This window comes from Atopobium minutum 10063974 (genome assembly GCF_000364325.1).
GTDB classification, from domain to species: Bacteria; Actinomycetota; Coriobacteriia; order Coriobacteriales; family Atopobiaceae; genus Atopobium; species Atopobium minutum.
The window spans coordinates 173,930-200,643 of the sequence record NZ_KB822533.1; the positions used below are offsets into that span (position 1 = coordinate 173,930).

General features: G+C 44.6%; 23 protein-coding genes and 2 tRNA genes. 8 read left to right on the plus strand and 17 right to left on the minus strand.

Annotated features, from left to right (window positions below; genetic code table 11):
* Window positions 1–192: 192 nt before the first annotated feature.
* Entirely contained in the window at window positions 193–456 is a 264-nt protein-coding gene (locus HMPREF1091_RS00760) for a hypothetical protein (protein ID WP_002562917.1), read from the plus strand.
* A 426-nt stretch (window positions 457–882) separates the two neighbouring features.
* Here the strand turns inward: HMPREF1091_RS00760 and HMPREF1091_RS00770 are convergent.
* The 4 genes from HMPREF1091_RS00770 to HMPREF1091_RS00785 all read right to left on the minus strand — a co-directional run bounded on the left by HMPREF1091_RS00770 (window position 883) and on the right by HMPREF1091_RS00785 (window position 2,931).
* Window positions 883–958: transfer RNA gene (locus HMPREF1091_RS00770), tRNA-Lys, on the minus strand.
* 24 nt (window positions 959–982) lie between these two features.
* Window positions 983–2,263 carry an aminopeptidase gene (locus HMPREF1091_RS00775; RefSeq protein WP_002562919.1) on the minus strand — a complete coding sequence of 427 codons (1,281 nt, stop codon included), beginning with the start codon at window positions 2,261–2,263 and terminating at the stop codon, window positions 983–985.
* 36 nt (window positions 2,264–2,299) lie between these two features.
* Window positions 2,300–2,803 carry a hypothetical protein gene (locus tag HMPREF1091_RS00780; RefSeq protein ID WP_002562920.1) on the minus strand — a complete coding sequence of 168 codons (504 nt, stop codon included), beginning with the start codon at window positions 2,801–2,803 and terminating at the stop codon, window positions 2,300–2,302.
* Window positions 2,804–2,856: 53 nt separating this feature from the next.
* Window positions 2,857–2,931: transfer RNA gene (locus tag HMPREF1091_RS00785), tRNA-Gly, on the minus strand.
* A 310-nt stretch (window positions 2,932–3,241) separates the two neighbouring features.
* On the opposite strand from HMPREF1091_RS00785, the gene HMPREF1091_RS00790 reads away from it, so the two are divergent.
* Window positions 3,242–6,301: a VaFE repeat-containing surface-anchored protein gene (locus tag HMPREF1091_RS00790; RefSeq protein ID WP_196792746.1), complete on the plus strand. Its 3,060-nt coding sequence runs from the start codon at window positions 3,242–3,244 to the stop codon at window positions 6,299–6,301.
* Between the two features lie 121 nt (window positions 6,302–6,422).
* Here the strand turns inward: HMPREF1091_RS00790 and HMPREF1091_RS07900 are convergent, their stop codons facing one another.
* Together HMPREF1091_RS07900 and HMPREF1091_RS00800 are read right to left on the minus strand one after the other, a co-directional pair.
* Entirely contained in the window at window positions 6,423–8,858 is a 2,436-nt protein-coding gene (locus HMPREF1091_RS07900; RefSeq protein ID WP_002562922.1) for a M28 family peptidase, read from the minus strand.
* Between the two features lie 136 nt (window positions 8,859–8,994).
* Window positions 8,995–10,083, minus strand: coding sequence for a hypothetical protein (locus HMPREF1091_RS00800; RefSeq protein WP_002562923.1), 1,089 nt, complete (start codon window positions 10,081–10,083; stop codon window positions 8,995–8,997).
* 122 nt (window positions 10,084–10,205) lie between these two features.
* Here HMPREF1091_RS00800 and HMPREF1091_RS00805 point away from each other — a divergent pair, with 122 nt between their 5' ends.
* Together HMPREF1091_RS00805 and HMPREF1091_RS00810 are read left to right on the plus strand one after the other, a co-directional pair.
* Window positions 10,206–11,327 (plus strand): helix-turn-helix transcriptional regulator, encoded by a 1,122-nt coding sequence (locus HMPREF1091_RS00805; RefSeq protein WP_002562924.1) that lies wholly within the window; start codon window positions 10,206–10,208, stop codon window positions 11,325–11,327.
* Window positions 11,317–12,282, plus strand: a complete 966-nt coding sequence (locus HMPREF1091_RS00810) for a helix-turn-helix transcriptional regulator (protein WP_002562925.1) — start codon at window positions 11,317–11,319, stop codon at window positions 12,280–12,282. Before HMPREF1091_RS00805 ends, HMPREF1091_RS00810 begins: the two co-directional genes overlap by 11 nt.
* 53 nt (window positions 12,283–12,335) lie before the next feature.
* On the opposite strand, the gene HMPREF1091_RS00815 is transcribed toward HMPREF1091_RS00810, so the two are convergent.
* Together HMPREF1091_RS00815 and HMPREF1091_RS00820 are read right to left on the minus strand one after the other, a co-directional pair.
* Window positions 12,336–15,272: a helicase C-terminal domain-containing protein gene (locus HMPREF1091_RS00815; protein ID WP_002562926.1), complete on the minus strand. Its 2,937-nt coding sequence runs from the start codon at window positions 15,270–15,272 to the stop codon at window positions 12,336–12,338.
* 8 nt (window positions 15,273–15,280) lie between these two features.
* Entirely contained in the window at window positions 15,281–16,249 is a 969-nt protein-coding gene (locus HMPREF1091_RS00820) for a D-alanine--D-alanine ligase family protein (protein ID WP_002562927.1), read from the minus strand.
* 112 nt (window positions 16,250–16,361) lie between these two features.
* Between HMPREF1091_RS00820 and rlmN the strand changes: the two genes are divergently transcribed.
* A complete protein-coding gene (gene rlmN, locus HMPREF1091_RS00825) occupies window positions 16,362–17,438 on the plus strand; it encodes a 23S rRNA (adenine(2503)-C(2))-methyltransferase RlmN (protein ID WP_002562928.1) in 1,077 nt (358 codons plus the stop codon).
* Between the two features lie 64 nt (window positions 17,439–17,502).
* Here the strand turns inward: rlmN and HMPREF1091_RS00830 are convergent, their stop codons facing one another.
* The 9 genes from HMPREF1091_RS00830 to rpmH form a co-directional block, all read right to left on the minus strand.
* On the minus strand, window positions 17,503–17,754 hold the full coding sequence (locus tag HMPREF1091_RS00830) for a hypothetical protein (protein WP_002562929.1): 252 nt from the start codon (window positions 17,752–17,754) through the stop codon (window positions 17,503–17,505).
* A complete protein-coding gene (locus HMPREF1091_RS00835) occupies window positions 17,751–18,605 on the minus strand; it encodes a ParB/RepB/Spo0J family partition protein (RefSeq protein WP_002562930.1) in 855 nt (284 codons plus the stop codon). The genes HMPREF1091_RS00830 and HMPREF1091_RS00835 overlap by 4 nt, the downstream gene beginning before the upstream one ends.
* Window positions 18,598–19,398, minus strand: a complete 801-nt coding sequence (locus HMPREF1091_RS00840; protein ID WP_002562931.1) for a ParA family protein — start codon at window positions 19,396–19,398, stop codon at window positions 18,598–18,600. The genes HMPREF1091_RS00835 and HMPREF1091_RS00840 overlap by 8 nt, the downstream gene beginning before the upstream one ends.
* Window positions 19,399–19,542: 144 nt before the next feature.
* Entirely contained in the window at window positions 19,543–20,271 is a 729-nt protein-coding gene (rsmG, locus tag HMPREF1091_RS00845) for a 16S rRNA (guanine(527)-N(7))-methyltransferase RsmG (protein WP_002562932.1), read from the minus strand.
* 102 nt (window positions 20,272–20,373) lie between these two features.
* Window positions 20,374–20,928, minus strand: coding sequence for a Jag family protein (locus tag HMPREF1091_RS00850; RefSeq protein WP_002562933.1), 555 nt, complete (start codon window positions 20,926–20,928; stop codon window positions 20,374–20,376).
* A gap of 50 nt (window positions 20,929–20,978) precedes the next feature.
* Window positions 20,979–21,737 (minus strand): YidC/Oxa1 family membrane protein insertase, encoded by a 759-nt coding sequence (locus tag HMPREF1091_RS00855; RefSeq protein WP_002562934.1) that lies wholly within the window; start codon window positions 21,735–21,737, stop codon window positions 20,979–20,981.
* A gap of 23 nt (window positions 21,738–21,760) precedes the next feature.
* Window positions 21,761–21,982: a membrane protein insertion efficiency factor YidD gene (gene yidD, locus HMPREF1091_RS08185; protein WP_002562935.1), complete on the minus strand. Its 222-nt coding sequence runs from the start codon at window positions 21,980–21,982 to the stop codon at window positions 21,761–21,763.
* Between the two features lie 22 nt (window positions 21,983–22,004).
* Window positions 22,005–22,319, minus strand: coding sequence for a ribonuclease P protein component (rnpA, locus tag HMPREF1091_RS00860; protein ID WP_002562936.1), 315 nt, complete (start codon window positions 22,317–22,319; stop codon window positions 22,005–22,007).
* A gap of 8 nt (window positions 22,320–22,327) precedes the next feature.
* Entirely contained in the window at window positions 22,328–22,462 is a 135-nt protein-coding gene (gene rpmH, locus HMPREF1091_RS00865) for a 50S ribosomal protein L34 (protein ID WP_002562937.1), read from the minus strand.
* A gap of 335 nt (window positions 22,463–22,797) precedes the next feature.
* Here rpmH and HMPREF1091_RS00870 point away from each other — a divergent pair, with 335 nt between their 5' ends.
* The 3 genes from HMPREF1091_RS00870 to dnaN all read left to right on the plus strand — a co-directional run bounded on the left by HMPREF1091_RS00870 (window position 22,798) and on the right by dnaN (window position 26,712).
* Entirely contained in the window at window positions 22,798–23,712 is a 915-nt protein-coding gene (locus HMPREF1091_RS00870; RefSeq protein WP_002562938.1) for an ATP-binding protein, read from the plus strand.
* A gap of 74 nt (window positions 23,713–23,786) precedes the next feature.
* The gene (locus tag HMPREF1091_RS00875; protein WP_002562939.1) at window positions 23,787–25,364 is read left to right on the plus strand and encodes a DnaA ATPase domain-containing protein; all 1,578 of its coding nucleotides are present in this window, start codon (window positions 23,787–23,789) and stop codon (window positions 25,362–25,364) included.
* Window positions 25,365–25,608: 244 nt separating this feature from the next.
* Window positions 25,609–26,712, plus strand: a complete 1,104-nt coding sequence (dnaN, locus tag HMPREF1091_RS00880) for a DNA polymerase III subunit beta (protein WP_002562940.1) — start codon at window positions 25,609–25,611, stop codon at window positions 26,710–26,712.
* Window positions 26,713–26,714 lie beyond the last annotated feature (2 nt).

Sequence of the window (26,714 nt, forward strand, 5' to 3'; positions counted from 1 at the left end):
ATATTGACAATGAGTTTTTTCGGGTATTTTTATAAAAAAAGTACTTTGGTTTTTATGGAGATAAACCATGAAGCTAAGTTTTACAAAAAATGGCACGGTGGCATGTACACCCATACAATTTGCTTATTTATTCAAAAATTATTCCTCATCATAATTCTTATACCACTGCCTTTATAAAGATGGGGTGACATCATGGAGCAACAAAAGCAAGGGACCGACCTTACAGGCCGTGCAAAAGTTATATACCTTACTGGAGGATATATTGCATTAGCAACTTCTTTGCTCTATCTACTTTTCCCACCATCGCCACTGACAGACTTTATTTTTAAAACAATTATAGTCAGTAACTGCATGCTGAATATTTATCTATGGAAGAAATACTTTCCTGACAAAATAGGTAGCTTGGTACTTAATGTTATTTGTCTTATTTTATTTCTTTTTATTATTGGTCATTAGTATATATTAAAAATTATTTATATATGCTACTTATTTCTTGCACTATTTTAAGAAGAAGTTAATCATTGGAGTGTCGAAATACTAAAATGAAAGACAAGGTCATTCACATAGTCACTAGAGCTGCATCAATACTCGCGGCTCTCTTGATACTTATCTTCTTTTCGCGCATAGTACCAGCTTCCGATGGAGTGCGCTTGTTTATCTGGAACTGCTTTGTGATTGCAATTTCCGTTGAAGCACTTGCAAACCCTAATGCCCCACAAAAGCATAAGATTGGAGCTATTGTTGCCCTTTGTGTGAGCCTGCTCCTAACGTCGTTGTTGCTCTGTATATCGTGAATAGGCTTATGGGACAAAAATATGTAGATAAAAGCTTCATACAAATAAACCCCAGGAAGCTTAGTTTCCTGGGGTTTCTCATCAAAAATGGTGGGCCGTGTGGGGGTCGAACCCACGACCTTGGGATTAAAAGTCCCCTGCTCTACCAACTGAGCTAACGGCCCAAAAAATGATGCGCGCTTATTCTATCACGCTTGGTCATCCCATGCCCAGCTGCCATCAATAAACACAGGAACCTCTTCATCATTTGCCGTAATTCCCACAATATTCAAATCGTCGGAACCAATCATAAAGTCAACGTGCGTGTGCGACTTGTTAACGCCACACTCGAGTAGCTCCTCGGGGCTCATATCTAATCCGCCCTCGTAGCACTCAGGAAAGCCAGTGCCAATAGCCAAGTGACACGAAGCGTTCTCATCATACAGGGTGTTATAAAAGAGCACACCGCTCTGACGAATGGGCGTAAACTTAGAAATCAGGGCACATTCACCCAGGTACTTTGCGCCCTCATCGGTATCGAGGATGCTTTTAAGAACTTCTTCACCCTGAGCCGCACCAAAATCTACAACGTGCCCATCCTTAAACTCAAACCAAAAGTCCTTAATGGTTACACCATTTCTTACCAGCGGTAATGCCGAGAAAACCTTGCCGTTGGCACGCATGCGGTCAGGTGTTGTAAAGACTTCCTCGGTAGGAATGTTGGGAAAGAAGCGTGTTCCAGAGACAGTAGTAGCAGCGCCGCCTTCCCAAACATGCTTCTTGGTAAGACCAAGCGTAAGATTGGTGCCGTTAGAAGAACTATACCGCAACCTATCGAACTTATAGCTATTAAGAAGCTCAAGGTTTCTATTAAAACGAGCGTTATGCTCTTCCCAATTCTTGTGGGGATCCCCCGTAAGAGAGCGAGACACAGCCAAGATTGCTTCCCAAAGCTTAACCATAGCCTCATCCTCAGAAACGTCCGAGAATACCGTGGTGGCCCATGCCTTTACCGGAACACCAGCAATGCACCAGACGTTACGACCAAAGTCCATGCCATCGCGAAAAGAGCTGCATTGTGAGTTACGTGCACGAGACGCAGCGGCCGGCTTTGCAGGATCAATGCCGGCAAGTGCCATAGGATCCGAACCAGCAATAAACAAAAATGCCGCGCCCTTCTCGGCAAGAGAATTAAGCTGCTCTCGCTTCCAAGAAGGTACCGTCTCAAAGTAAGAAACAGGACAATTAAGATAATCCAGGCGCGCAAGAGGCTCATCACCCCATATCATAGTTACATGCCCAACCCCAGCAGCATAAGCCTGTTCTACAACAAGGCGACCAAACTCGTATGCCTCTACCGGACACTGAACCACAAGTTCCTGACCCGACTGAATTGCAGCACCGTCCTCCACGAGCAATTTTGCATACGCTGTGATTGCATCTTTGAGTTCTTCCATGCGGGTAGCACACGCTTGCTTTGTCATAGCCATAGAACTGTTCCTCTCATATTTGGGGCACTCGGTTCTTTATACAGCAAAAAGCCGTGGATCATCATTACTGGTTTGTTCACTTAAGCAAAATATCAATGCATCATGAACCTGCTTGGCAAGGGCGTTTACCTCAGAGACATCACTTGCTTTAAAAACAAACAGTTTCCGCCAAAACAAAAGATTGCGGGCCATAAAGCAAGAGTACAGCCAAAAATGGGTGATCGACATGATGGACAATCCATGCCTAATATACCAATCGGTGGTATTGGTAGCCTCATACTCTTCCAAAAAACTTTTAACCTCGGAGTTTGAGTCCAGAGGATAATCCGGAATGATATAGCCTTCATGGCGTGCAACCGCCCATATGACCTCGTCCGCTTTAGGAAAAAATGCGAGCTCGTCCCCGCTAATTTCGAGCGCAAGGTTCATGAGCGCTTCAGCAGAAACCGTAGTGGGTAGCTGATATGCTCCGTCTGATGTGCGATAGGAATCAAGTAGAGTTATAAGACGCTTGGCCATGGGTGCCATCAAACGAGCCATACAACCTCCCAGCTAAAAAACAAAGCCCCAAAATTGGGGCTCTACGAGTCTTTTGGAGCGGGCAACGGGATTCGAACCCGCGCATGACGGCTTGGGAAGCCGTTGCCTTACCACTTGGCGATGCCCGCTTACTTTTTCGCCGAGCAAAGCGGCGCAAAGAATAGTATACCGTGCTCGTTTTCGCAGAACAAGGTAACTCCATGGAAACGGGCCTATTCGCACGAAATACTTTTTGCAAAACAATTTGTTTGTAGTTGTTGGATTTGTGTTTGGCTTGGCTTCTAGCATGGTGCTCGTACGCATTGTACTGAGAAGAAGCTAGAGGAGAAGCCTATGTCTTACATGTTTCACCACCCTCAACCTCCCAATAAACGGCATTTGTTTACTGTTGTCCAGCGCATACTAGCATTTTGCTTATGCTTTCTTTTAACCAGAGGTATGATTGCACCTTCATCGCTTGCTCAATGCACCACATTAGCCCTGGCAAAAGGAGACCATACAAAGCAAGAAAGCACTCAATCCTCGGAACAAATCTATCCACAAACAGAAGAGTATCTTGGTCAACACCTGGACATGTCTTTGATACAAGATACCTCACCTTCTCATGATGATAACAACCCATCGCCTCTATCGGGTTTTCAGACGCTTTTCTCGCTTAGCATGAACTACGCTCGCGCTTTAGGAGCGTCTTTAGCCAAGCCAAAGCTCAGGGATTCCGGACATACCATGACGGTCAAATACACCCTGGCAGATGCGGATGTTTTGGCACAGGATGCAACTTTGGACAGCATATGGGCTCATCAGCAAACTGCCCTTGATACGATTGTGGGACAGTATGAGTCTGCAGTGCATTTGTTTGACGCTTCCGATACATACTATGCTGCTTTTATTGATGCGACCAAGCTCACGCATGGCGGCACCGTTTACGATACCGTTTTTGCTGTGGATAACACATCTGGCACACGTATCCAAGGCGTAATTTATGACAGTGGTTCTGGCATTGCCTATATTCCAAAGACTTTGTTTACTAACCAACAAGGCCAAGAAATTGCTTTTGGCATGCAGGCTCAACAGCTCGTAGGTATAAAGCTTAAAGACGGACTACAAACACAATTTCAAGTACGTGTAACAAGTGATAGAAAAGACGTTAAACCTCTGGCTGCCACTCAGGTTATTGACGTGGACTCTCTAGAAAATACTGTAACCATTCCGCTGCTGGATAAAGCCCAAGCCTCAAAAATCTCTCTTGATGACCTTGTTGCCTATACCGACAGCAACTCACAACCGTATAAACTCAGCGCTCAAAAAGGAGCATACTACGACAAAAATACGGGCGAGCTTACGTTGGCCCTCTCCCCCTTTGCTCAGCCTTCCATTACCCTCAAAATTACAAGCAAAAAAGCCATCGACATGCTCATGGACACCTTAGCCCCTGCAACACCAGCATATGGCCTGGCGCATATATCTAATCCAGACGAAATGGCCATGTGGCCGTGGGGAAAATTTGACTCTATCGACCTTTCCCAGATACATGTTGGCGATAAGTACGAGTTTAAAACCAACGTTTCCTATGACAGCGCCTATTTTCGTGCCTTTGCTACAAACTGCTCTCCCTACATTTATGCATGGACAAACAATAGCGTGGGTTATAAGGGAGAAGAATCCACCGAAGTTCTTATCGATAAGCTCTTATCTGGAGCTACCTGGGACGACATGGCAAACCAACTTGCAAAACTTTCTGAAGCAGAGGGCACCGCTATTAACCTTGTTGATGACGTAGCTTTTGCGCTAAGTTTTCCTTGGAAGCATTCTAGTTCTTCTGGCTGGGACTTTAGTGGTCTTCATGCTAATGATCCTCACACGAATGAGGCAAAGGGTTCTGGCGTACTCCCCATGCTTTGTGGCCATGTAAAGCAACCAAAGAATGTGGTAAAACCCGGCACATACTCTGAATGCACGGCTATGCTCAGAGTGCTTGCTAAAAAAGAAACGGGTGATACCCCCTATGTTGTCCTTGGGTTTGTAAGTCCTCAGGTCACTACACAGTCTGGCGTAGCAGTTGTGAAATTTGGCGTGCTACAACCAAAGATCCAAACTGAGCTCCTTGAAACCACAAATCAAAGTCACACTATTGCTCACTCAGATATAGATGAGGTCGCTACCACTGCAGAGGATGCAACCTCCAAAGATAGTGTGGATACCGTAAGCTCATCTCCAATCAAGCTACAAGACAAAATTTCTTACTCTGGTCTTGTTACAGGTGCTTCATACTCACTTAAAGCGAGCTTGGTTGATGCGGATACGGGTAAGAAGCTTGACCCCAGCTTCGGCAGCGTCGTGTGTGAAGAAAAATTTAGCCCCAAAGAGTCATCCGGAACCATAGATTTGCACTTCTCGCTTGATGACTCCAATGAGCTTCCCCACCGCATAGTATCGTGTGTTTCTCTGTTTGATGCCAGTGGACAAGAGATTGTAAAACACCATGGTCTAAACAATAAACAGCAAACGGTCTGGATACCCACTATTGTTACTCATTTGATTTGTGATCTGACGCAAGAACAAATGGTAAGCCTTGATGCCACACAGCAACTCACAGACAAAACGCAGGTGCATGGTCTAATTCCTGGAACGAAATATATCCTCAAAAGTGAACTTATAGATGCAGACGAAGAACAACACCCGGTTTTATCCGAGCAAAGTTATGAGTTCGTAGCTCAAGACACTGATCTTGATCATGACAGCGCTTTTGAATTGGACAGACAGTCGATTCGCAGTACAAAGCTTGTAGCACAAACAAGCCTTTACGAAGGGACTCGTTGTGTTGCCACCCATGCACGTTTGGATAATGAACAGCAAACCATTACTGTTCCTGCCATAAAAACGCAACTTATAAACAAGCAAACGTCGGACAAAACAATACAGGACTTTCCCCTAGAGCTTAGCGATACCGTTTCTTACTCCGGTCTTACACCTGGTAAATCATACAAAATGGTTGGCCTATTGATGGATAAAAAGACAAAAGAGCCACTCCGTCTTAACGATAAACAGCTTCCAGCTTCAGAGGTAGAATTTACTCCGGATACCCCAAGTGGTGAGATAGAGGTTTCTTTCACAATAGATAAGCAGCCTGATGACAACATAGACGTCGTTGCCTTTGAAAAACTATACCTGGATGAAGTTGAACTTGATAACCACGAAGATTTTGATGATGCAGATCAGAGCTTCTCAATCCCTAAGCCTCCCGAACCTCCTACACCACCTACACCACCTGATCCTCCTACGCCTCCCACACCTCCCGAGCCACCCACACCTTCTACACCTCCTACGCCTGAACCGCCCACACCACCGCAACCTAAAACTCCACCAGAGACGTTACAGCAGCAAAAAATTAAACTGCCCAAAACGGGAGATCTTTTAAGTGTTGGTTTTATTACCTGTCTTGTAGCTGGAGGTTGGTTTGCTATACGTGGTTCACGATTTTTTAGAAACCCTAAATAGCTACTGGAGCTAGTAAGGCATTAAGCTAACCTAGATTTTCTATAAAAGAATGGTCCCAGAAAGAGTGAGTTCTATCTGGGACCAAACACTACAAACTATTGTGTTGCTGCTGTTTTATGTGCTATGAACGACGGATAAGTTCACAAATAAGTGCAGAAACACTCTTTATCTGCCTTGGATCAACTTCCTCAATAACATCGTCTGCGGTGTGAGACAGTGCAGGGATACCATTTTCATCAACACCAGCAAGGGTAACGGAACGCATGGAAGAGCGCATTGCATTGGTTGCGTCTGTATCACCCCAACGATGACCAGCTTTTACCAAATCAATGTGCAGGTCGTTTGCGGTATTGGTAAGCAATCGAGTCAAACGACGGTCTGCACGGCGGCTATGATATACGCCTTCATTGGTATACATGGTTAGTTGACCAGCACCAATGCTGTCCAAATTGATAACAAAAGAGCCTCGACAAGACCTACGATACTCCTGCAAGAACGCCGTCATTCCCGCATGATCAAGAGAGGAAGATCCAAGCGCAACAAGCCATATATCATGACAAAGCAGCTCATCATCAGACATGGATAAAACAGCATCGCGCAGCTCTTCATCCGTAGGAACATCTTCACTTGTTACCTGATCGTTAGGCTCGTCGGTATTCTCGTTAGCTTCACCCTCGATTACCTGGAATTTAGAGTTGCGCGTTGCGCCACCCTTCCAAGGAGTGTCAGAGTCATCGGAATCGTGAGAGGCAGACTTGGTATCATGGTCGGCAAAATTATCCCAAGAGCCAATCTTGTTGCCATCAGTCTTGGCATCAAAGTCTTCATCTACGCCAAGATATTCAGAAAGGGACTCGTCGGTTTGCTTCTTCTTGCCAAACAAACGGAGTTTTTTCCGAGCGGAAGCCTGACTTGAAGCGTGCATAACATCAGCACTAAGCTTGGATACGGTAGGTATACCAGGTTGAGCCGCTGATTTATCGTCTACCAGAGATAGTTGAGGTGTATTATGAGCATCCTGTGTTGCATGAGCTGGCTTTGGCATATCCTCCTCAGCCATAACAGGTGCATCATCAACAGTTTCCGGGCTGAGAGGATCAACCTCTGCATGAGAAGGATCGGGCAGGTCAAACAAAGAAACACGGCGTGCAAGATTAACCTGCTCTTCTGCACTTAAATCAGGAAGCTCACTTGTCTTAGAAGCAGCTGCCGCATTTTGGGCTATAACCGTCTCATCAAGTGCGGGTACGGCAACGGTTTTTTCTGCCGTACTATCTGGTGCTGCACCATTCTTTGTAGCGGGTACCTCACCTTCTACTGCTGCAGCATTCTCTTGATCAAAGCTTGTCTCTACCAGAGGCACATCAGAAGGTGCTGGATGACGCATTTTGCTGGAGGCAAAGTCCTTAACACGAGAGAAGAAGTCTGTCACGGCAACAGGCATCTTTAGGTGAGTGGTCTTACCCGCAGTCTGGTCAACTCCATCAACAGGCCCCTGAGAAAACTCTTCATCTGCAGGATTTTGCTCCACTATGGAATCAAACGTAGAAGCGGCAGTGACAGAATCAGCCTGATCAGTCTGTGGAACTACATACTCGATAATCTTGGGCTCTACATATTCAATCTCACAAGAAGTGGGGAGCATGCCCAGTTGACGCAGTACCTCTTCACCATGGCGCACGCCAATAACTTCTTCATAGCGCGGTTGTGGTTGTGGTTGTGGTTGCGGCATTACCGCATCTTCACCGTCTGTTTCCCCATCAGCGATGTCATCTTGGTCGCTATCCTCAGAAAGCGTTCCTTCCTTTTGGAAAGCTTGTACCTTCTCTTCCTCAGTGGGACGAAGGGTTGCAGCAATATCAAACAATGCAGCTATAGAAGATTTATTGTCGTTAGCACCAGTAGTGCAGCCCATACGACGTTCAGCCAAAGTAGCAACGCCCACGCAACAAGGAGCAAGACCAGCAAGAATGCCTACAAACCAAAGGAGTGTACGGAAGCCACCAAGAATAACAAAGGGCTGGAAGATCACGCAAAGCGCAACAAGAGGCACACTCCATACAGCAGCAATACGAATATAGGGCTGTGCCTTTGCAATCGCAGGATTAAATAAGAAGTTCTCGTAGGGAGTATCGTAATGAGCAACGATCACAATAGGACGGTTGCCCTTAGAAACCAAAGGACCGCACGCACGATGTACTGCAACAACGTTTTGACTTTTTGCAGGAGGAGTACGGCGCGTAAATATATCCTTGCCCATAACATCCATAACCAGCAAAACAGCTGCTGCTAGAGTAATGAACATCGCAACAACAGACAAAGGCGTATTGCCAATGTGTGAAAGCAATATGCCCACAAGCAGAATAATCTGCATAATTGCCCTGATGATAGGCGCCGCGGTGGAAGCATCAAACTCCTGAACGCTGGTCTCTAAACCACGAGATAAAAAGAATGCTTCGATGTTTTGCGCCTCTTGTAGCTCTTCTTGGCTATTTGCCGGAGCAATGGGTGTCTGCTGATCGAGATACTCAAGGTACCTATTAGTTCTGGTCGGCATAAAAGTTTTCCTTTGGACCTATTTGCTACATTTTGATAGTCACGCTAAGAGTATACGACCTAAAACAAAATATCGCACTTGAGGAATGGTTTATTGGGCTATTTAAGGCCTTATACGGATAGATTTTCCTTAATCTCTACGCCTTTTTTGAGCTGCCGACTGCAAGACCTTGATAATCTCGGATCTTTTTATCGGTTGCTGCAAGCGCCTCGGCAATCTCTTTATACGTATCAAGCGGTTTTTTAAGCGCTGCTTCATACGCCTCACTTAAGAAGGTATCGGGAGTTTCTGGTAGCTGTTGAGCCAACTCTGAACTTGCTGCTTCACGCTTGTTGTAGTCCTCAATACTTGCTTGGGCGCTATCAAAATCCCCTGATGCAATAGCGTTGTCCGAATCCATCAGAACCTGGATTGCATCTTTACGAGCAGCCAGGTACTTCGTATACACTGAATAATCAGCCTCAGAAAATGCCTGTTCAGCAGCGTTTTCAAAGCTTTGAGCCTCGGTGATGTCTTCCATTGCAGCCTTATCAAACCCAACGGGCACGCTTGCGTCCGTAACAGAAGACTCCTCCCCTGCAAGGGATTTTGCATATTCTGCTGCTGCCTCCACGGATTTCTCGATATTGGAGTCCGCAGACACAGCTTTTTCCATAGCCTTGGTGAGCAAAGCTTTTGCGTTAAAAGCCCCACCATCTATGGTGAGCACTTCCTCACCGGCTTCGATAAGTTTACGGCGCTGGCCAACGGAATCTTGTAGGGCCTTAACAACAGCGCGCTCATCATCGCTCATAAACTCGTCTAATGACAAGGCATTTCCCACATGCATCTGAGCATCATCTAAAGAAGAGCTACTCTTTTTTGCCGCTTCTTTTATCTTGGTAAGCTCATCGCTTGTTTTAGAACCCAAGTCAGATGTAATGGTGTTGTTAAGCGGAACGATAGCCGCATCACTCTCTGAAACAGAAGCAATAGCTGCAGAAATTTGCTCTTTTGCTTGAGCGGCCCCCGTCAAATGGCGCCAAATAAGATACCCGGCGCTTCCCAAAATGATTAACGCAATAAGGCTTGCACCAATTTTAATAACGAGAGGAATTTTCTTTTGATCGCGCCGAGGCGTGGGCGTATTAGAAACCGAGACATCTACAGAAGCGCTCGAAGTGTCTGTATTTTGAGACAAAGCGCTCTTATCCGCTGCTATATGGCGCGATGTAGATTTACTCATGTAACACGCTCCTCTCGCCTCTAAACTATCTGAACCACCATCTGAATAGCAACCTCATGAATTATCTAATACTATCAAGGATATAACAGTATCAGAAATCGATAAAAGCATGAGGAGGGCTCGTGAGCGAACAAACAGACTTGTTTGCAGAGGATGATTTTGGGGCGCCTTTGTCTAAAAGTGAGCAGATGGCAGAACGTGTTACCTCATTGGCAGTGCTGTTTATGCATGCTTCTGCACCCCTTTTGCTTACAGAAATAACGGCGGCGCTCTATGCTCAGCTGTCAAAGTCTGCTGCCGAGAAGGCCTTTATGCGGGATCGTGCGTACTTAGCGCAGTGCGGCATATCCATCATTTCCGTCCGGGATGAATCGCTTGGTGATGTATACACACTGGACAGAAAGGCCACCTTTGCCAACGAGGCTGCTCTTAGTCTGGATGATGCGGCAACCATCCAATCGGTTTGTGCGCCGTATCTCAGCCAACCTGATTTTCCTTATCGAGAAGATCTGCGTATGGCGCTGGCAAAAATCCACAAAGTATTTAACCAGCATGATAAAACTCCTGATACAGCTAGTCCTACAAACACCCTGAGTGATTCATCCGCTAATGCAACACTTTCTACAAAACCGCCCACATCACGCATGCTTGCCACACTCCACAGCTGTTTTGTAAACCGATGCAGCTGCCAAATTACCTACTGCAATGCTGCAGGAAAACTCAGTATGCGGCAGATTGCAGTGCTCGGGTTATTCTCGTCACGCGGGCGCTCTTATTTTGTGGGAGCACCTATGCAGTCTGAAACATCCAGCTCCAATGAGGCTGAGTCACACGGCGCGAGCCTCAACCAAACCCCTAGTGGAAATCTTAACCTCAACGATATCCGTGTTTTTAGAGAAGACCGCATCCAGAACGTAGTACCTCTTTCTGTGTCCTACACCATTCCGCAGACTTTCTCTGTGACAGACTATCTTCTCCTCCCCTTTCAATATGGAGAAGAGCAGGTAAAAGCACTGTTTTGCGTTCCTTTAGAGCCGGAATGTGTTGTTTTGGCTCAACAGCTCAACAGCTCGTCCTGCAGCTTTGATCAAAAACAAAGCAAGCTTGCCATATCAATAAATCCTGCACGCGTACGTGACGCTGCTCGCTGGGCTATTGCACAGGGATTTATCCCAGACGAACCTCCTGTATTAGTGGAGGCATATAGCACACTTCTTAAGGAGGCTTCGCATAATGGCAGGTAAACCCACACACGGCCGAAAGGGTGGGCAAACCACCCTTAAGCAGCTTACCGTTTTGCTCGGCGCTCTCACACAATCCGACAAACCCATTCAAGCGCAAAGCGTGGCGCACAAGCTTGGCATCTCATATGAAGAAGCCCAACGCCTTATGGATCTGCTTATTGACGTAGCAGGAGATGAAACCTCCTATCTGCCCCTCACCTTTGGCGAGAATGACAACGAGCTTACCCTTATCTCTCCGGCCAGTGCAATACGGCCCCTGCGACTTACTAAAGCAGAATCGATTGCCCTTATCGCCGCACTACAGGCATGCGGGTTTGACAGTAATACACCGCTGTACCAAATGGTCCAGAAAGGCTACACGCAAATCGAAACGAACACGCAAGAAATTGCACGGACTGTTGCCAGCTCCCCCACTCTTACAAATCCCGAGGTACTCCTAGAGTGTATTAAAGCGCTTGGCAATAAGCAGTGTCTGAAATTTATCTATGCTTCTCAACATAGCAACACAAAAAAAGAGCGACTTGTTATCCCAAACAGACTGTACTTGCAAGATGGTTTGAGCTATTTGGAGGCGCATGAGTTTGCAAGCGGCCAGCGGCGGACTTTTAGGCTCGATCGTATGGACAAGCCCCAGCGCATGGATCCACCTTTGTCTCCATCCCATATCACGGACCAATCCAAGACCCAGGGTTCTTCTTTAGAACAGGATCCTTCTTTGGAAACAACAACTATCACGCTACTGGATCCTGTATTAGAAGAGCTGTACCCTTGGCACCCAGTAAAACGTACACAACATGCCGATAAGAGCGTCGAGCTTGTTATTCCCAACTACGGCTCCCCGTGGCTTATCCGTCATCTTGCTGCCTGTGGAAACCAGGTCAAAATTAAAGACCCTCAGCTAAAAAAGAAGATCTCAGACTATGCCCAAGACCTTCTCGCCAAGCATATGAATTAGCGGTTTTGTACGCCTTCTAGTACGGGGATGGTTGTGTGTCCTTCCGGCACCAGCTATTTGTGTGAGCTGCGCCACAGCTCAATGTAGCGTCCGATATGTGATGCATCAAGTGCCGTATAGTTTTCTGTCGGCAAGCTATGCAGAAATTGCTTGCCATACCCTTTGGTCATAAGGCGAGAATCCGCCAACACCAGCACGCCCACATCCTTTGAACTGCGAATGAGGCGCCCTGCAGCCTGTTTCACAGAAATGACTGCCTCGGGAAGCGAATGGTTCCACCAAGAACGGTTTTCTCGTATATCACGTTCTTTAGAGAGAGGATCGTTGGGACTTGCAAAGGGCAGCTTAGGAATAACCACACAGCGCAGCGTATCCCCCGTTGCATCAAAACCCTCCCAAAACGATTTAAGCGCAAAAAGTGACAGCGACGTTTGTGACAAAAACGTATTGCGCAGCTGTTTGGTTGCAGCACCGCGCTCTTGCATGACAAGATCCAGACCTTCTGCTGCTAGTCGTGATTGCAGGCTCTCGTACACGCGCTCCATCTCGCGGCGGTTGGTGAACAAGGTAAGCACCGAACCTCCCATAGCCTTATGAACGTCAAAGAGAAGGTCCTCGAGCGCTTCTAAATAGTCCGGACTGTTTGGCTGTGGTAAATCACGCGCAATGAGCACACTCATGTTCTTGTCGTAATCAAAACTGGAAGCCAAACGCACATCTTTGTGCTCCAAAGCGGGCAAGCTATCGACGCCCACAGAATGATTAAAGTGCGTAAAGTCATCCCCTACTGCAATAGTTGCAGAGGTAAAAACGGTGCTCATGGTCTCGGGCAACCACTTTTCCGCCAGCTCTGTACCAATGTCGATCTTCTCGGCCAAAAGCGCTCCACCGACAAGACCGCCGTGCTTGCGAGTCATGCGCACGGAGTATACATAGCTCTGATCCTTACCAGCAATGATGAGCTTAAGTCCATCAAGAAGGTTTGTCAGGCTGCGCAGATCAGCAGAAAGTTCTGTTTTTGGCTTTTTGACCTGCTCAGTAATTTCTCTCTGTGCCTCAAAGAGGAGTTTGGACGCCTCATCCAACGCATCTATAGCAGGATCGGCAGCTTCTACAACCGCCTGCCAAGCCTCACGGTCACGCAGCTGCTGACTAATCCAAATGGTTTGTGTGTCATATCCGCGCGAGTAGCTCTGCTCTTTGCAAAACTCTGCTACCGCCGAGAAAACCTCGCTCATTGCAATAGATGCACGCGTGCAAGCCGACGCAGCTCGGGTAAGCAAGGATGTTATGACCGCAGAGCCTTCCGTACTGACTGCCTGAACAAGCAGCTCATGAATGGCACCGGTACGTGCACCACCAAGGTTTTCAAATACAGCGCGGGCAGCGTGATCAGAAACTTCCACCGCCCATTGTCGGCGTGCCTCATCTTCCAAAGAATGCGCCTCATCCACGATCCAGTGGCGAATGGGAGGCAAAATGTTTCCTTCTGCAGCCACATTGCGCAGTAGTAAGGAATGATTGGTAACCACCACGTCTGCAGACGCTGCTCGGCGGCGAGCTCCATGAACAAAGCACAGTTGAGGAAAGAAGGGACAGCGCGCATGAACGCACTCTTCAGAGGTCGTAGTAAGTAAAGAGCGCGGCACGCTGCGCCATTTAATGCCCAAGGAATCCAGATCACCCGAAGGCGATTGACAAGCATAGGCAAGCGTTACTGCAATGGCAGTCAGCTGATCTTGAGCAATGGTTGCTTGCGAGCGCATGTTTGTATCGACAGCTTGTAGAGGCAGATTGGTGTAGGTAGCCAGCAGCGCCTTGCGCAAACAGGGATAGTGCTCGTAACCCTTAAGCGCAAAGTAGCGCACCCCCTGTTCCAGCGCGCCATCTAAAGCAGGCAATTCATGCGCAACCAACTGATCGGTAAGAGCGTTGGTTTTTGTAGCCACGCCAACAACAATCTTGTTGCGCTGCGCATACAAAATGCTTGGCAATAAATACGCCATGGACTTGCCTACGCCCGTTCCCGCTTCTATAGAGCGCGATGCGCCAGACGCCTGAGCTTCTCTCACCTCTTGAGCCATTTGCAGTTGTTCAGGACGCAGTTCAAAGGCATCATACATGCGAGAAACACAACCAGATGGACTAAACGCAGCAATAATCTGATCGGAGGTAACGGGGTCGAGCGGCAAAGTTAACTCTGCCGCATCCATGCGGGCCGGCAAATCATCAACGAGCAGCTCACGACGGATCTGCTCAAGAGCAAAGGGTTCCTGATCCTGCAGGCCGGCTAAATAGCTAAAGATGGGCCTAAGACTCCAGTGCACATCCGTATGCATGTCTGTAAGCGTTTGCAGCAATCCCCCACCAAGGTTAAGCAGGCCACATAATAAAACTGGCCAAATACCAGCCAGTGCGGCCACATCATCAATTGCGCGGTGAGATACCGGTGCGCAGTCAAACATGTGTGCAAGGTCGGCGAGCTTATGAGAAGACAAACGAGGTAAAGCAATGCGGCTCAACGCAAGCGTATCAATCCAGTTGTCACTAACCAGCTTGCCACCCTTGACCTTCTCGATAAATGTCCTGTCAAACGTAGCATTATGTGCCAGAACGGGCATCCCGCCAACAAAATCCGCTAGGGCCGCCACAGCGTCTTCTGCACCTGGCGCATCTGCCACATCAGCATTAGAAATATGTGTGAGCTTGGTGATTTTCTCGGGAATGAGCGTATGGGGATGCACAAAGGTCTGAAACGTGTCGGTTATTTGGCCTTCTTCAATGTGCGCCGCGGCAATTTCTATGAGCTCGCATTCTTTAAACGATAAGCCCGTAGTTTCTGTATCCAAAACGACAAAATCGTCTACCAGCAGACCAAAGTCTTGTTGGTTCGTTTGCTCGTGAAGGTTTTTATACTGTTGGGCGATAAAAGCAGGTGTGTCGGGCAGCAAGAACTGCTCGACCAATGAAGCATTTGCTATTTGTGCCATATATCCGCCTATGCGTCCGCCTGGGTACGCTCAAGCGCGAACTCAATAAACTTGCGACAAAGCTCGGGGAACTCTATACCGGCATGACGTGCAGAATCAGGAAGCAGTGAGGTTTCAGTCATGCCGGGAATTACGTTTGTTTCAAGCAAAATAGGTTCATCATCTGCGGTAACAATAAAATCGCTACGCGACGCTCCCCTACAACCCAAAGCTTTGTGAGCTTCACAAGCATAGTGTTGGGCAAGAGCATAGGCCTTCTCAGAAAGTCTTGCAGGAATAACGTGGTGCAAAGAAGAGGGCTCGTACTTAACCTTGAGATCATAGAACTCTGCACCGGTAACGATCTCTATTACAGGAAGCGCCTGTGGGTCAGCATTGCCAATAACAGGTACGGTAATTTCAGTTCCGGTAATGCAGCTCTCAACCACAGCGGTGTCGCCGTCGGCACAGGCAAGCTTAATTGCTTCGGGCAGAGCCTCAGCAGATGTTACACGTGAAACACCGTAGCTTGAACCATTGCTCGCCGGCTTAACAAACAAGGGCAAGCCATAGGTTTGTACGAGTTTTTGCGCGACTGCCTCATTAACATCCTGATCTACTGCGATTTCACATCCATCAGGAGTGGGAATATCTGCTGCTTGAAAAATTGTCTTTGCGACCTGCTTCTCCATTCCCATTGCCGAAGCTAAAACTCCCGAGAAGGTATAGGGCAAACGTAAAATTTCGCATAAGCCCTGAATACAGCCATCCTCACCATATGGTCCATGCATTGCAATAAAGGCAACGTCATAGTTGCCTTTCTCGAGCTTGGACAACACGCCCTTCTCGGCAACATCAATAAAATCTACCTGTGTAAAGCCCGCCTGGTGCAAAGCTTTCTCACATGCACGGCCGCTTGCTAGCGCAATTTCACGCTCGTCAGACCAACCGCCAGAAAGAAGTGCGACTTTGCAGACTGTGACATCAATGTTGGTCATTGTGAAACTCCTCATTAGGAACGTAAATGTACGCTAGACTTTGTATAACAGTTCTTTGTATGAGGATACTCCACTCTGAGCTGTATCCGTAACTCATAGATAAGGTTTAAATATGAATATAGAAGACGCAGATTTTTTGACTCCCTCAACCACTGCCACTTCTACCCATACTGATATCCGCTCATTATCCTCTGATGAACTTATGAGTGTCTTGCATGCTCTAGGACAGCCCACGTTCCGTGCTAAGCAAATAGCCGACTGGCTCTGGGTTAAACATGTCACGTCATTTGACGATATGAGCAATCTACCTGCTTCTTTGCGCGAGCAGCTTGCAAATACCTTTGTACTTGGTAAGACAAATGAGCTTGCTCGCCAGTTGTCTAAAGACGGTAGCCGTAAATATCTCCTGCAATTTGCAGATGGGGCTTCCGTTGAATGTGTTGGTATGCCGTCTCGTAACAAACTTTCTGTATGTGTGTCTTCACAAGCAGGCTGCGGTATGGCTTGTTCATTTTGTGCAACCGGTAAGGCTGGTCTTAGTCGTTCTCTTACCGCAGCAGAAATCTACGACCAAGTTATCCATGTTGCAGAAGACTTCGGGACACGCGCCACAAGCGTTGTGTTCATGGGTCAAGGCGAGCCATTTGCCAACTATAATGAAACTATGAAGGCGCTGCGTTTGCTTAACTCTCCAAAAGGTCTTGGCATTGGTGCTCGTCATCTCACGGTATCTACCTGCGGCATTATTCCCATGATTCACAAGTTTGCAAATGAGCCGGAACAATTTACTCTGGCCGTTTCCCTACACTCTGCTGTGCAAAAAACGCGCGACACACTTATGCCTGGTGTTAAACGCTTTTCTTTGTTGCGCCTTTGGGATGCTATGCAGGAGTATGTCGATAAAACCGGACGTAGACCGTCTTATGAATACGCTCTTATCGGTGGGGTTAACGATACAGACGATGAATTAGCAGCGCTTTGTGATTTTGCAAGTGACACCATGGCCCACATTAACTTAATTATGCTTAATGAGGTCCCTGGATCTCCATTTAAGCCTTCTACAGACGCTCGGGCTCAGACATTTGTACGAAGGCTTGCACAAGCTGGAGTTGAGTGCACTATTCGTAATTCACGAGGCAATGATATTGCGGCAGCCTGTGGACAACTCAAACAACAGGTTCTTAAGTAACCATACCTATATATACAAGATATCCTAATTAGAACATTTGTTCTAATTAGGATATCTCTTACAACTACTTTTCCAGATTGCTCCACTGTTTTCTTACAGAATCCTGCAGTGCTTCAAGTGTTTGATCAAGTTCGTTCTCATTTTTACTAAACACGCGTTCAACGTTTTCTTTTGTACGAATAATGTCTTTTATTGATTTTTGAACCGCTGCACGTACCTCTTCCCTATCTTCTTTAGTTAAAACAAGGAAATATGTAGCAGAAGCAATCGCCGCGGAACCAGCAAGCACTTTTATTGCTCCGTAAATACGTTTCATGCTCCATCACTCTTAAAGGAGTCTAAGATTCTTGCAAGATCATCCTCATCTTTGAATTCAATCTCGATTTTGTTCTTCCCACGAACCTGTTTAACACGAACATTCGTATCAAGGGCAAGTCGTAATTGGCGCGCCGCACGCTTGAATGATTGTGGAGTAGCTTGGCGGGGTTTTGTTTCCCCTTTCTCGCCAGAAAATAGCGGAGCAAGAGATTCTGTCTGTCTTACCGATAAATGCTCTTCTACAACTTTTTGTGCAAGTTTTTCTCTACCCTCTTCTGTTGGCACTGCAAGAATTGCACGCGCATGTCCAGCACTCAAACTTCCATCCAACATATATTGTTGAACACTTTCGGGAAGATCAAGTAAGCGCACAGTATTTGTGATTGCAGATCTTGATTTAGAAAGTACTTTTGCAAGTTCTTCCTGTGTCATTTTATTTTTTTTAATAAGCTGCTTATATCCTCGTGCCTCTTCAATGGGATTGAGATTAGACCGTTGTAAATTTTCGATCAGTGCTAGCTGTAAGATTTCTTCATCTGATACTTCTCTAATGATTACAGGAACATCTTTAAGTTTTGCAAGCTTTGCTGCTTGATATCTACGTTCTCCAGCAACAATCTCATACTTAACGCCTTTTTTACGTACAAGAATTGGCTGTAAAATTCCATTCTGCTTAATAGAGTTTGCTAGTTCTGCTAGAGCTTCTGGTTCAAATATTTTGCGAGGCTGGTTTGGATTTGGAGTAATAGAGCTTAAAGGGAGATTTGAATCTGCCTTTATTGCGCTAACTTCATGATTCGCTTCACTGATAAGGGAGCCTAGGCCTTTTCCAAGTCCTGATTTAGCCACGTCTTGTCACTTCCTTTGCAAGTTTTGAATATGCTAAACAACCTTTGTTGAGGCGTGAATACTTATTTATCGGTAAGCCATGACTTGGTGCTTCTGCAATCTTTACACTTCGTGGAATAACTGTTTTAAATACCTTATTTTTAAAGTATGCACGAACTTCTTCTACTACCTGATTTGATAGGGTTGTACGACTATCATACATAGTCATTAGTACACCAAATACCTCTAAATCAGGATTGAGCTTACTTTGAACCATTTCCATCGACTCTAAAAGCTTAGAAAGCCCCTCGAGAGCGTAGTATTCGCATTGAATAGGAATTATAAGGCTATCCGCTGCAACAAATGCATTAATTGTCAACAAACCAAGTGAGGGAGGACAGTCGATAAACACGTAATCAAACTCCTCCTTAATGCTATTGATTATTTCTTTTAGCACATACTCGCGCTTTTTAACGTTTACTAAATCAATTTCTGCACCAGCTAATTGAATTGTCGCAGGTAATACAAAAACATGAGGCTCTATTGTCTGGATAATGTTTTTTGTTACATCATCTCCATTTAACAACACGTCATAAATGTCAGTTTCTAGCTCTTCTTTATCAATCCCATAACCACTTGTTGTGTTTCCTTGAGGATCAAGATCTATCACTAAAACTTTACGTTTTAGCTCTCCAAGTGCAGAAGAGAGATTTACAGCAGTGGTAGACTTTCCAACACCGCCTTTTTGATTAATTATCGAAATAACTTTTGCTATTTCATCTTCTTTGTACTTACTAACGTCTCTATAGTCCATTTAAGCTCCTTTTTGATACTTTACTCAAAAGAATAGCAGGGGATAGATCAATGTTTCACATGAAACATTGATCTATATTACAAGAACCGGTTTCTTTCATATTTAACGTGTCTGCACAAACAAGAACCTAACAATCATTTACAGTTAGGCGAGTGGTTTATTTTTAGCCATTCCTACCATTCGTGGTAACTTTACAGATGCATTATTTTGCTTTTTAAAGATTAAAATCTCTCTATGACCACTATTCTGGGGTAACTCAAATGTTTCACGTGAAACATAACTAAGCCCACACAGTTTAGCTGCTTTTAGTCCAGCACTAAACTCTTCTTCACTTATTTGCGCTTTTGTGGTTATAAAACGTCCATTAAAAGATAATAAAGGCGCAGCATACTCAACTAAGGAAGCTAAGGGTGCAACAGCACGAGCACAAACTAAATCAAACTCATTTCTGTGGTCTAAAGCATAGGATTCAGCTCTATCAGAAGAAGTACTTATCCTATTATTTAGATTAAGAGAAGAAAGAAATTCAGATACTGCAACCACCTTCTTAGTCACAGAATCTAAAAGAACGCCGTGAGCATCTGACATAATAGCTAGAGTAATTCCAGGAAATCCTCCACCTGTTCCAATATCTAAAAAAATAGAAAAGTTCTCAGGAGAAGCAGCTTTATACACAAGCAGAGAATCAATTAGATGGAGGCGCACTGCTCCTTCTGTATCTGTAATGCGTGTTAAATTAAGAACCTTATTCTTTTCCATTAAGAGATCTAGATGTTCTAGAAGCATATCTTCTTGTGTGGGGGAGAGAGTAATGCCAAAACATTCTGCCTCTTTCTTTAATTGCATATGGACAGCTCGATCATTTAAAAACATATTCTCTCCTGACAAAAGTACTCGCATCATGATTTTTTGGCATAAAAAAGGGGACGGCTTAAAGCCAATCCCCTTAATAATATCTTGTATAGAAGAGAAATATTACTCAGAATGAACAGCTGTAATAACAACATATCGCTCTGGATCTTCACCTTCAGAGTGAGTAATAATCCCATCATCGTTAAGTAAAGCAAGGTGTACCAGACGTCGTTCATATGCATTCATTGGCTTTAGGCGAACGCGACCGTTTGTTTTTGCTCGTGATGCAGCAGAAAGAGCAATGGTTTCAATTTTCTGTTTGCGACGGTTTTTATATCCTTCAATATCAACAATAACAGGGAAGTGAAAACCAAGTTTTCTGTTGACTAAAGAAGAAACAAGCATCTGAAATGCATCTAACACTCTTCCATGACGTCCGATAAGGACAGCAAGGTTTCCACCATTTACATCAAGAATGAGTTCGTCTTCATCACCCTCATACTCATCAATATCACAGTGGTTCTCATTAAAGAAAGAGAGTAGCTCACGGACACAGCTAATAGCAAGATCCGCAATGGCATCAAGTTGGGCATCAGAGAACTTCTCGCCAGCTTGATGAGTAGCCAATAGACCTTCTGAACTTGTTTCTACTATATCCGCGCTGAGTTCATCAGCCATAATTTTCTCCTTTAATTACTTCCTTAAATAATGCTGAAATAAAGAAGTAACTAGTTCTTCTTGTGTGGACGAGCTTTCTTTTCTTTACGGACAACATTAACGACTACCTGATTAGCAGCACGGTCAGCTTCTTTTTGGCGGATACTTTCCATAACTTTGTTGGTAATAAAAAGCTGTTGAATAACACCCCAAGCAGCAGATGTATCGTAATACAGAAGAACACCGACAGGTACTGACCAACCAAACCACATCATCATAGCTGCCATTACAAACCCCATAACCAGCATTTGAGAACGCTGCTCCTCAGAAGAGTTTGAAGAGTTTAAATACATGGGGATAAATGTTAATAGACCAAAAGCAACATCAAGAATGATAAAAACCCATGCCGCAGCAATACCGCCAGAAGCAAGTGCACCGGATACAGACTGAGACAGGGAGTCTAAAATACCAAAAAAGTGGGCTTCTGCAGGAAGATTGTTACGAAGCACTGAAAAGAGAGCAAAGAATATAGGCATCTGTAAAAGTATAGGTAAGCAGCCACCTAATGGATTAAACTTATTTTCAGAATAAAACCTTTGCATTTCTTCGTTCATACGCTGAGGATCGTCTGCCCAACGCTCTTGAATCTCTTTCATTTCTGGCTGAAGTGCCTGCATATGAGCAGAAGATTTCGTGGAACGCAAAGTAAGGGGAGTAAGAATAAGGCGAATGGCAAAGGTCAACACAATAATTGCAAGACCCCAGTCACCGACAAGCCCAGCTAAAAAGGCGAGTACTTGATATAAAAAGTTAATAAACCAATCCCACATGTTTCCTCCGCACGTGTAGATTATTAAGGAACAGGATCATATCCACCTTTATGAAATGGATGGCAGCGTGCAATCCTCTTTAGAGCTAACCATAAGCCTTTAATAAAGCCATGTTTATACAGTGCTTCAATTGCATATTGAGAGCAGGTGGGGGAGTAGATACATGAATCCGGTAGTGCTGGAGATATCCATTTTTGATAAAACTTGACGATACAAATGGCAGTTTGAGCCGCTTTACTCGTCATTGTTTTACACTCCCTAAGCCCCTCAAAACCTTTTGTAAAGGTGTTGCAGCGCTGTATCAAGCTCACGTACTGACGCATTAGCTGTTTTGTTGGTTGCAAAGAAAATCACAGAAAGACCGTCCCGAGGAATATCACTCCTGCGGGCGGCCTCTCGGAGAACACGCTTACAACGATTGCGAAAAACTGCATTTCCTAGTCTTTTAGCAGCTACGAATGCAATTCTTGTTGGAGCGTTTTGATCTTCTTTAACAAACGTAATGCGTACGAGTGGATGTGATGCACGCTTACCATTAGTGAAGACCCGCTCAAATTCCTGTTTGGATTTGATGGTCTCCATAAGATGCCTTAAACGGTGAGACGCTTACGACCCTTAGCACGACGGCGAGACAGAACATCACGTCCTGCTTTTGTAGCCATGCGAGCACGGAAACCGTGAGTCTTAGCACGACGGCGCTTGTTTGGTTGATAAGTACGCTTCATTTTTTATTCCTCCTGGATTACAGGTTGGTGAATTCTTATATCAAGCCTTAGAATTGTAGGGAATACCACTGCTTTCTGTCAATGTTCCTCTTAAGTTCATGGTTTAGGTAACTTTTTATTCATAATCTGCCATGAAATTTCATTCTTAGCAAAAGAAAAAGTATTCATTGCTGAATACTTATGTCTTAACTGTTATTATCTTTCATGAGTTTTCATTCACTTTCACGCACTTATCGACAAGTTTTTATCAGCTGTTGAAAACTTTTCTTCAACGTGAAAGTTATTTTTTGAAACTTTCAACAAGGGACGAAAGTTTGTTGATAAAGGAGTCATGTATGGCACGGGATTTCTTTCCTTTTGTAGAGGAAGAAGCCAAAAAACCTCATAATTCACTTGCAGAAGATAGTATTGTTTCCTATCCTGCGCGTATCGCTGTATATGATGATCCTGCTGTTACACCCCGTGTTGTCGTGTTAGAACCAAGCAATATTCGTGATTTTCTTTCATCCCTTACAGAAACGGTTACAAAACTTTCTCATGAACAAGGTGGAACTATTCCTTTTACTATCATTCGCGAAATAGTAGAAAACTATATTCATGCAGAATTTATTGAACCCACTATCACCATTTTAGATGGCGGAAATACCATTCGTTTTTGTGATCAGGGTCCTGGAATTAAAGAAAAAGAAAAGGCGCTGCAATTTGGTACCACATCTGCGACAGACCTGATGAAACACTATATCCGTGGAGTTGGTTCTGGCTTGCCAATCGCTCAACAATATATGCTTGATAAGGGCGGTTCACTCTCTATTCAAGACAATATTTCATCCGGTACTATTGTGACAATTTCTACTCGTCCTATGGGGGAGGAATCTCTTCCTATTACTCCACATGCTTCTTCTCAGCCCATAACCAAGCAAGCCGCTTATTCTGATCAAACTCTAAACCAGCCTGGCATATCCGCTCGGCATGCAGATTTTTCATCAGCTACAAAACCAGTACAAACACCTACAACTGACCCGTCTTTAGAAATAAACCTGAGCTCACGTGGACAACAAGTCCTAACGCTTTTCTCGACAAAACCAGAAGTTGGCGGAAAAGAACTTGTAGAGCAGTTTGGTGGTTCTCAACCAACCTGGTCGCGCGAACTTAAAATGTTAGACGAGCTTGGTCTCACACATAAAACGGGACAAAAACGCCAATTAACGGCGCTGGGCAAGGCATATGTAAAATCGATCAGCAAACATTAGAGAGTTTTCGACATTCCCCACAGAATCTCATATAATGAGTTTTCTACAATCTTAAGGCAACGTTTGGTGGGGCAATGGAAAACACAATAGATTCCTACGCACAAGCACTGTGGAGCGACGTGCTTGATTTAGCAATGGGAATGGAAGAATTAGGTGCTTCTAAGTGCGCTATGTTAGAAAAATGCACACCTTGTTCTTTTACTGGTGATTCTATTTCGGTGCTCGCACCCTCGCGCTTTATGAAACTTCAAATTAAGAAGCTCACGCCGCTTATCGAGAAGTGCTTGGAGCAAGTAGCTTTTGAACACATTGCCTTTACTGTAGAAATTAATCTTGCAGCAAAACCCGTAGTGAAGACTTCATCTGTTGTTTCTCAAACGGAACTCCAAAACCTTGCTACACAAAATACTATAAGTGATAGTTTATCTACATATAGTACAAACTCGCAACTGAGCGCACAGACTCAAAATACAGCTGCGTATAATCCAGTACCAACCACTTTAGTTTCTACAAACCAGCAAACACCCAGTTTGGAACAGCGCCGCGCAGCAAACCCTTTGATTGCAGATGTAACAGAAAACGATTCTAAACTCACCTTTAACCGCTTTGTTGAAGGTGAAGAGAATATGCTGGCTCTGCAAGCAGCAAAGCAGGTAGCGGATGGCGTTAAAAATTACAATCCACTTTTTATATATGGTCGAAGTGGTCTAGGCAAGACCCATCTTCTTAAAGCTGTTCAAAACTACATTCTTCAAAATAATATCAATAAGCTTTGCGTATATCGTGTAAGCCATGATTTTATCAGTGAGTATGTCACCGCAATGAGCGATACCTCTGCAGAGGTAAAAGAGGCATTTCGTAGAAATTATCGCGATATTGACATTCTTATCATTGACGATATTCAATTTCTTAAAGGCCCTGGTAGCGTTGGATTTTTCTTTGATTTGTTCAACTATCTGGTAGACCATGGGAAGCAAATAGTTCTTGCAGCAGATAAATCGCCCGCAGAGCTAGGGCTGGGCAATCAGGATTTTGACGAGCGTATTATTTCTCGTTTAGATTCTGGCTTTGCTTGCCCTATCCAAACACCGGACTATGATCTTAAGCTTGCGCTCATTAAAAATTTTTATAAACGTGCCAAAGAGGATGCTCAGCGAGAAAAGCTGGTGGGTTTTGAAGGCACAATTTCAGAAGAAAACCTGCATCTTATGGCAGATCGCGCGGGCACAAATATCCGTGTGATTGAAAGTTTTTGCCAAAGCTGTCTTTTAGAAGCAACTAAGTGTGAACGCGCTGGTAAGACCCTTGAAAGAGAAGGTATTATCAAGCTGGCTACACAAAAGTTTGGTACGTCGCAGCGGGTAGTTACTATCGATCAGATCTTAAAGGTTGTAGAGGACGCATATCACGTATCTCACTCTGACATTGTTGGACAAACCAGAAAAAAAGAGATTATGATGCCGCGTCAGATTGTTTGTTATCTTGCACGTGAAATGACAGACAACACCTTAGAACAGATTGGTAAGCATGTTGGCGGACGAAAGCACGCAACTGTTTATTACAGTGTAAGCGAGGCAGAAAAAGCAATTAAAGAGTCTCGTGTTCTATACGATAGAGTTATGCAGCTAAAAGACATAATTCTCAATGACTAAGTAAGGAGTGTTAAAAAGCTCTCAAAGACCTTTCAAGTTGTGTTGGTAAGTGTTTGATTTTTGTAATATGAGTTTTCTACAATTTAAGAAACGTAAGGAGTGTAGAAAAAGTTTCAATAGATGGGATACAAACTTTTAGGCATCAACCAGCACAAAGATTAATATTTAAACGTTTCAACAAGCATTATTATTACTAAGTTCTTTATTGTTAAATAAGTAATATATATATATAAGGGGCACGTTCATGATTTTCTCCGTAAGTCAGTCTTCTTTAGCAAAGGCTCTTTCTATTGTAAGTAAAGGTATGAGTTCTAATGCAACTCTTCCTATTCTTACAGGAGTTCATCTGTCAGCAGCAGACGGTATGTTAGAGTTGCAATCTACCGATCTTTCCATTTCTATTCGCTGCAAGATTCCTGCTAATGTAGAAGATCCTGGCCAAACAGTTTTATCTGGTAAAACGCTCCTTAATATTGTAAAAAACCTTAGTGGTGGGACCATTCGTTTTACTACAACTAGCTCAATGTGTACGATAACCTGCGGATCTTCTCAGTTTAATTTGATTGTGCTCAATCCTGTAGACTTCCCAGAGTTTCCTGAGTTTGTGCTCGAAAGGTCTGTAGAACTTCCTGCTACATTACTTTCTACAATGGTAGATAAAGTATACCGTGCAACTTCAAAAGACACTTCTCGCCCTGTATTGTCCGGCGTTTTAATGACTGTCGAAAATAACGTGATTCGTTTAGTAGCAACGGACTCTTTCCGCTTGGCGGTCTGCGATACCAACGTGGAAACTTCTGCACTTAACGATGGCTTTGAGATGATTATTCCCGGTACCGTATTTCATGATGTGCTTACTATTCCATCAGAGAGCGAGACTATCTTAATTGGCAGTACTGATAGTCAAGTTGTTTTTGTTTTTGGTGATACTACTTATGTTTCCCGTCGTATTGAGGGCAATTTCCCTAACTACAAGCAACTTCTTCCCACTTCAAGTCAAACAACAATAAAATTGTCTTCATCTGATCTTTCTGGTGCTCTTAGGCGTGTAAGTACCATCTCTACCACTAATCCCAAGGTTTGTATGGATATTAATATGGATGAGGCAAGTATTAAGCTCTCTACTTCTTCTCCTGATATGGGGGAAGCGTCTGAAACGCTACCAGTAGAAGTAGAAGGCAATCCTATGACCATTGCACTTAATTATCGCTATATAGAGGATTGTGTTTCTGCAGCGGGTTCTGACGCGCAACTTACACTTGAGCTGCAAGACGCAATGCGCCCTGCGGTCTTTAAGACTTGGGGAAAGATTAACTATTTGTATTTGCTCATGCCCGTAAGGATGTAGTT

What these genes read in the sequence shown, in the direction of transcription:
- HMPREF1091_RS00810 (WP_002562925.1), top strand. Translation starts at nt 11,317, where the DNA reads ATGGCAGGTAAACCCACACACGGCCGAAAGGGTGGGCAAACCACCCTT.
- rpmH (WP_002562937.1), bottom strand. Translation starts at nt 22,462, where the DNA reads ATGAAGCGTACTTATCAACCAAACAAGCGCCGTCGTGCTAAGACTCAC.
- HMPREF1091_RS00790 (WP_196792746.1), top strand. Translation starts at nt 3,242, where the DNA reads ATGATTGCACCTTCATCGCTTGCTCAATGCACCACATTAGCCCTGGCA.
- HMPREF1091_RS00875 (WP_002562939.1), top strand. Translation starts at nt 23,787, where the DNA reads ATGGAAAACACAATAGATTCCTACGCACAAGCACTGTGGAGCGACGTG.
- HMPREF1091_RS00760 (WP_002562917.1), top strand. Translation starts at nt 193, where the DNA reads ATGGAGCAACAAAAGCAAGGGACCGACCTTACAGGCCGTGCAAAAGTT.
- HMPREF1091_RS00870 (WP_002562938.1), top strand. Translation starts at nt 22,798, where the DNA reads ATGGCACGGGATTTCTTTCCTTTTGTAGAGGAAGAAGCCAAAAAACCT.
- HMPREF1091_RS00800 (WP_002562923.1), bottom strand. Translation starts at nt 10,083, where the DNA reads ATGAGTAAATCTACATCGCGCCATATAGCAGCGGATAAGAGCGCTTTG.
- HMPREF1091_RS00840 (WP_002562931.1), bottom strand. Translation starts at nt 19,398, where the DNA reads ATGGACTATAGAGACGTTAGTAAGTACAAAGAAGATGAAATAGCAAAA.
- HMPREF1091_RS00850 (WP_002562933.1), bottom strand. Translation starts at nt 20,928, where the DNA reads ATGGCTGATGAACTCAGCGCGGATATAGTAGAAACAAGTTCAGAAGGT.
- rnpA (WP_002562936.1), bottom strand. Translation starts at nt 22,319, where the DNA reads ATGGAGACCATCAAATCCAAACAGGAATTTGAGCGGGTCTTCACTAAT.
- HMPREF1091_RS00830 (WP_002562929.1), bottom strand. Translation starts at nt 17,754, where the DNA reads ATGAAACGTATTTACGGAGCAATAAAAGTGCTTGCTGGTTCCGCGGCG.
- HMPREF1091_RS07900 (WP_002562922.1), bottom strand. Translation starts at nt 8,858, where the DNA reads ATGCCGACCAGAACTAATAGGTACCTTGAGTATCTCGATCAGCAGACA.
- rlmN (WP_002562928.1), top strand. Translation starts at nt 16,362, where the DNA reads ATGAATATAGAAGACGCAGATTTTTTGACTCCCTCAACCACTGCCACT.
- HMPREF1091_RS00855 (WP_002562934.1), bottom strand. Translation starts at nt 21,737, where the DNA reads ATGTGGGATTGGTTTATTAACTTTTTATATCAAGTACTCGCCTTTTTA.
- HMPREF1091_RS00820 (WP_002562927.1), bottom strand. Translation starts at nt 16,249, where the DNA reads ATGACCAACATTGATGTCACAGTCTGCAAAGTCGCACTTCTTTCTGGC.
- HMPREF1091_RS00780 (WP_002562920.1), bottom strand. Translation starts at nt 2,803, where the DNA reads ATGGCTCGTTTGATGGCACCCATGGCCAAGCGTCTTATAACTCTACTT.
- HMPREF1091_RS00815 (WP_002562926.1), bottom strand. Translation starts at nt 15,272, where the DNA reads ATGGCACAAATAGCAAATGCTTCATTGGTCGAGCAGTTCTTGCTGCCC.
- dnaN (WP_002562940.1), top strand. Translation starts at nt 25,609, where the DNA reads ATGATTTTCTCCGTAAGTCAGTCTTCTTTAGCAAAGGCTCTTTCTATT.
- HMPREF1091_RS00775 (WP_002562919.1), bottom strand. Translation starts at nt 2,263, where the DNA reads ATGGCTATGACAAAGCAAGCGTGTGCTACCCGCATGGAAGAACTCAAA.
- yidD (WP_002562935.1), bottom strand. Translation starts at nt 21,982, where the DNA reads ATGACGAGTAAAGCGGCTCAAACTGCCATTTGTATCGTCAAGTTTTAT.
- rsmG (WP_002562932.1), bottom strand. Translation starts at nt 20,271, where the DNA reads ATGTTTTTAAATGATCGAGCTGTCCATATGCAATTAAAGAAAGAGGCA.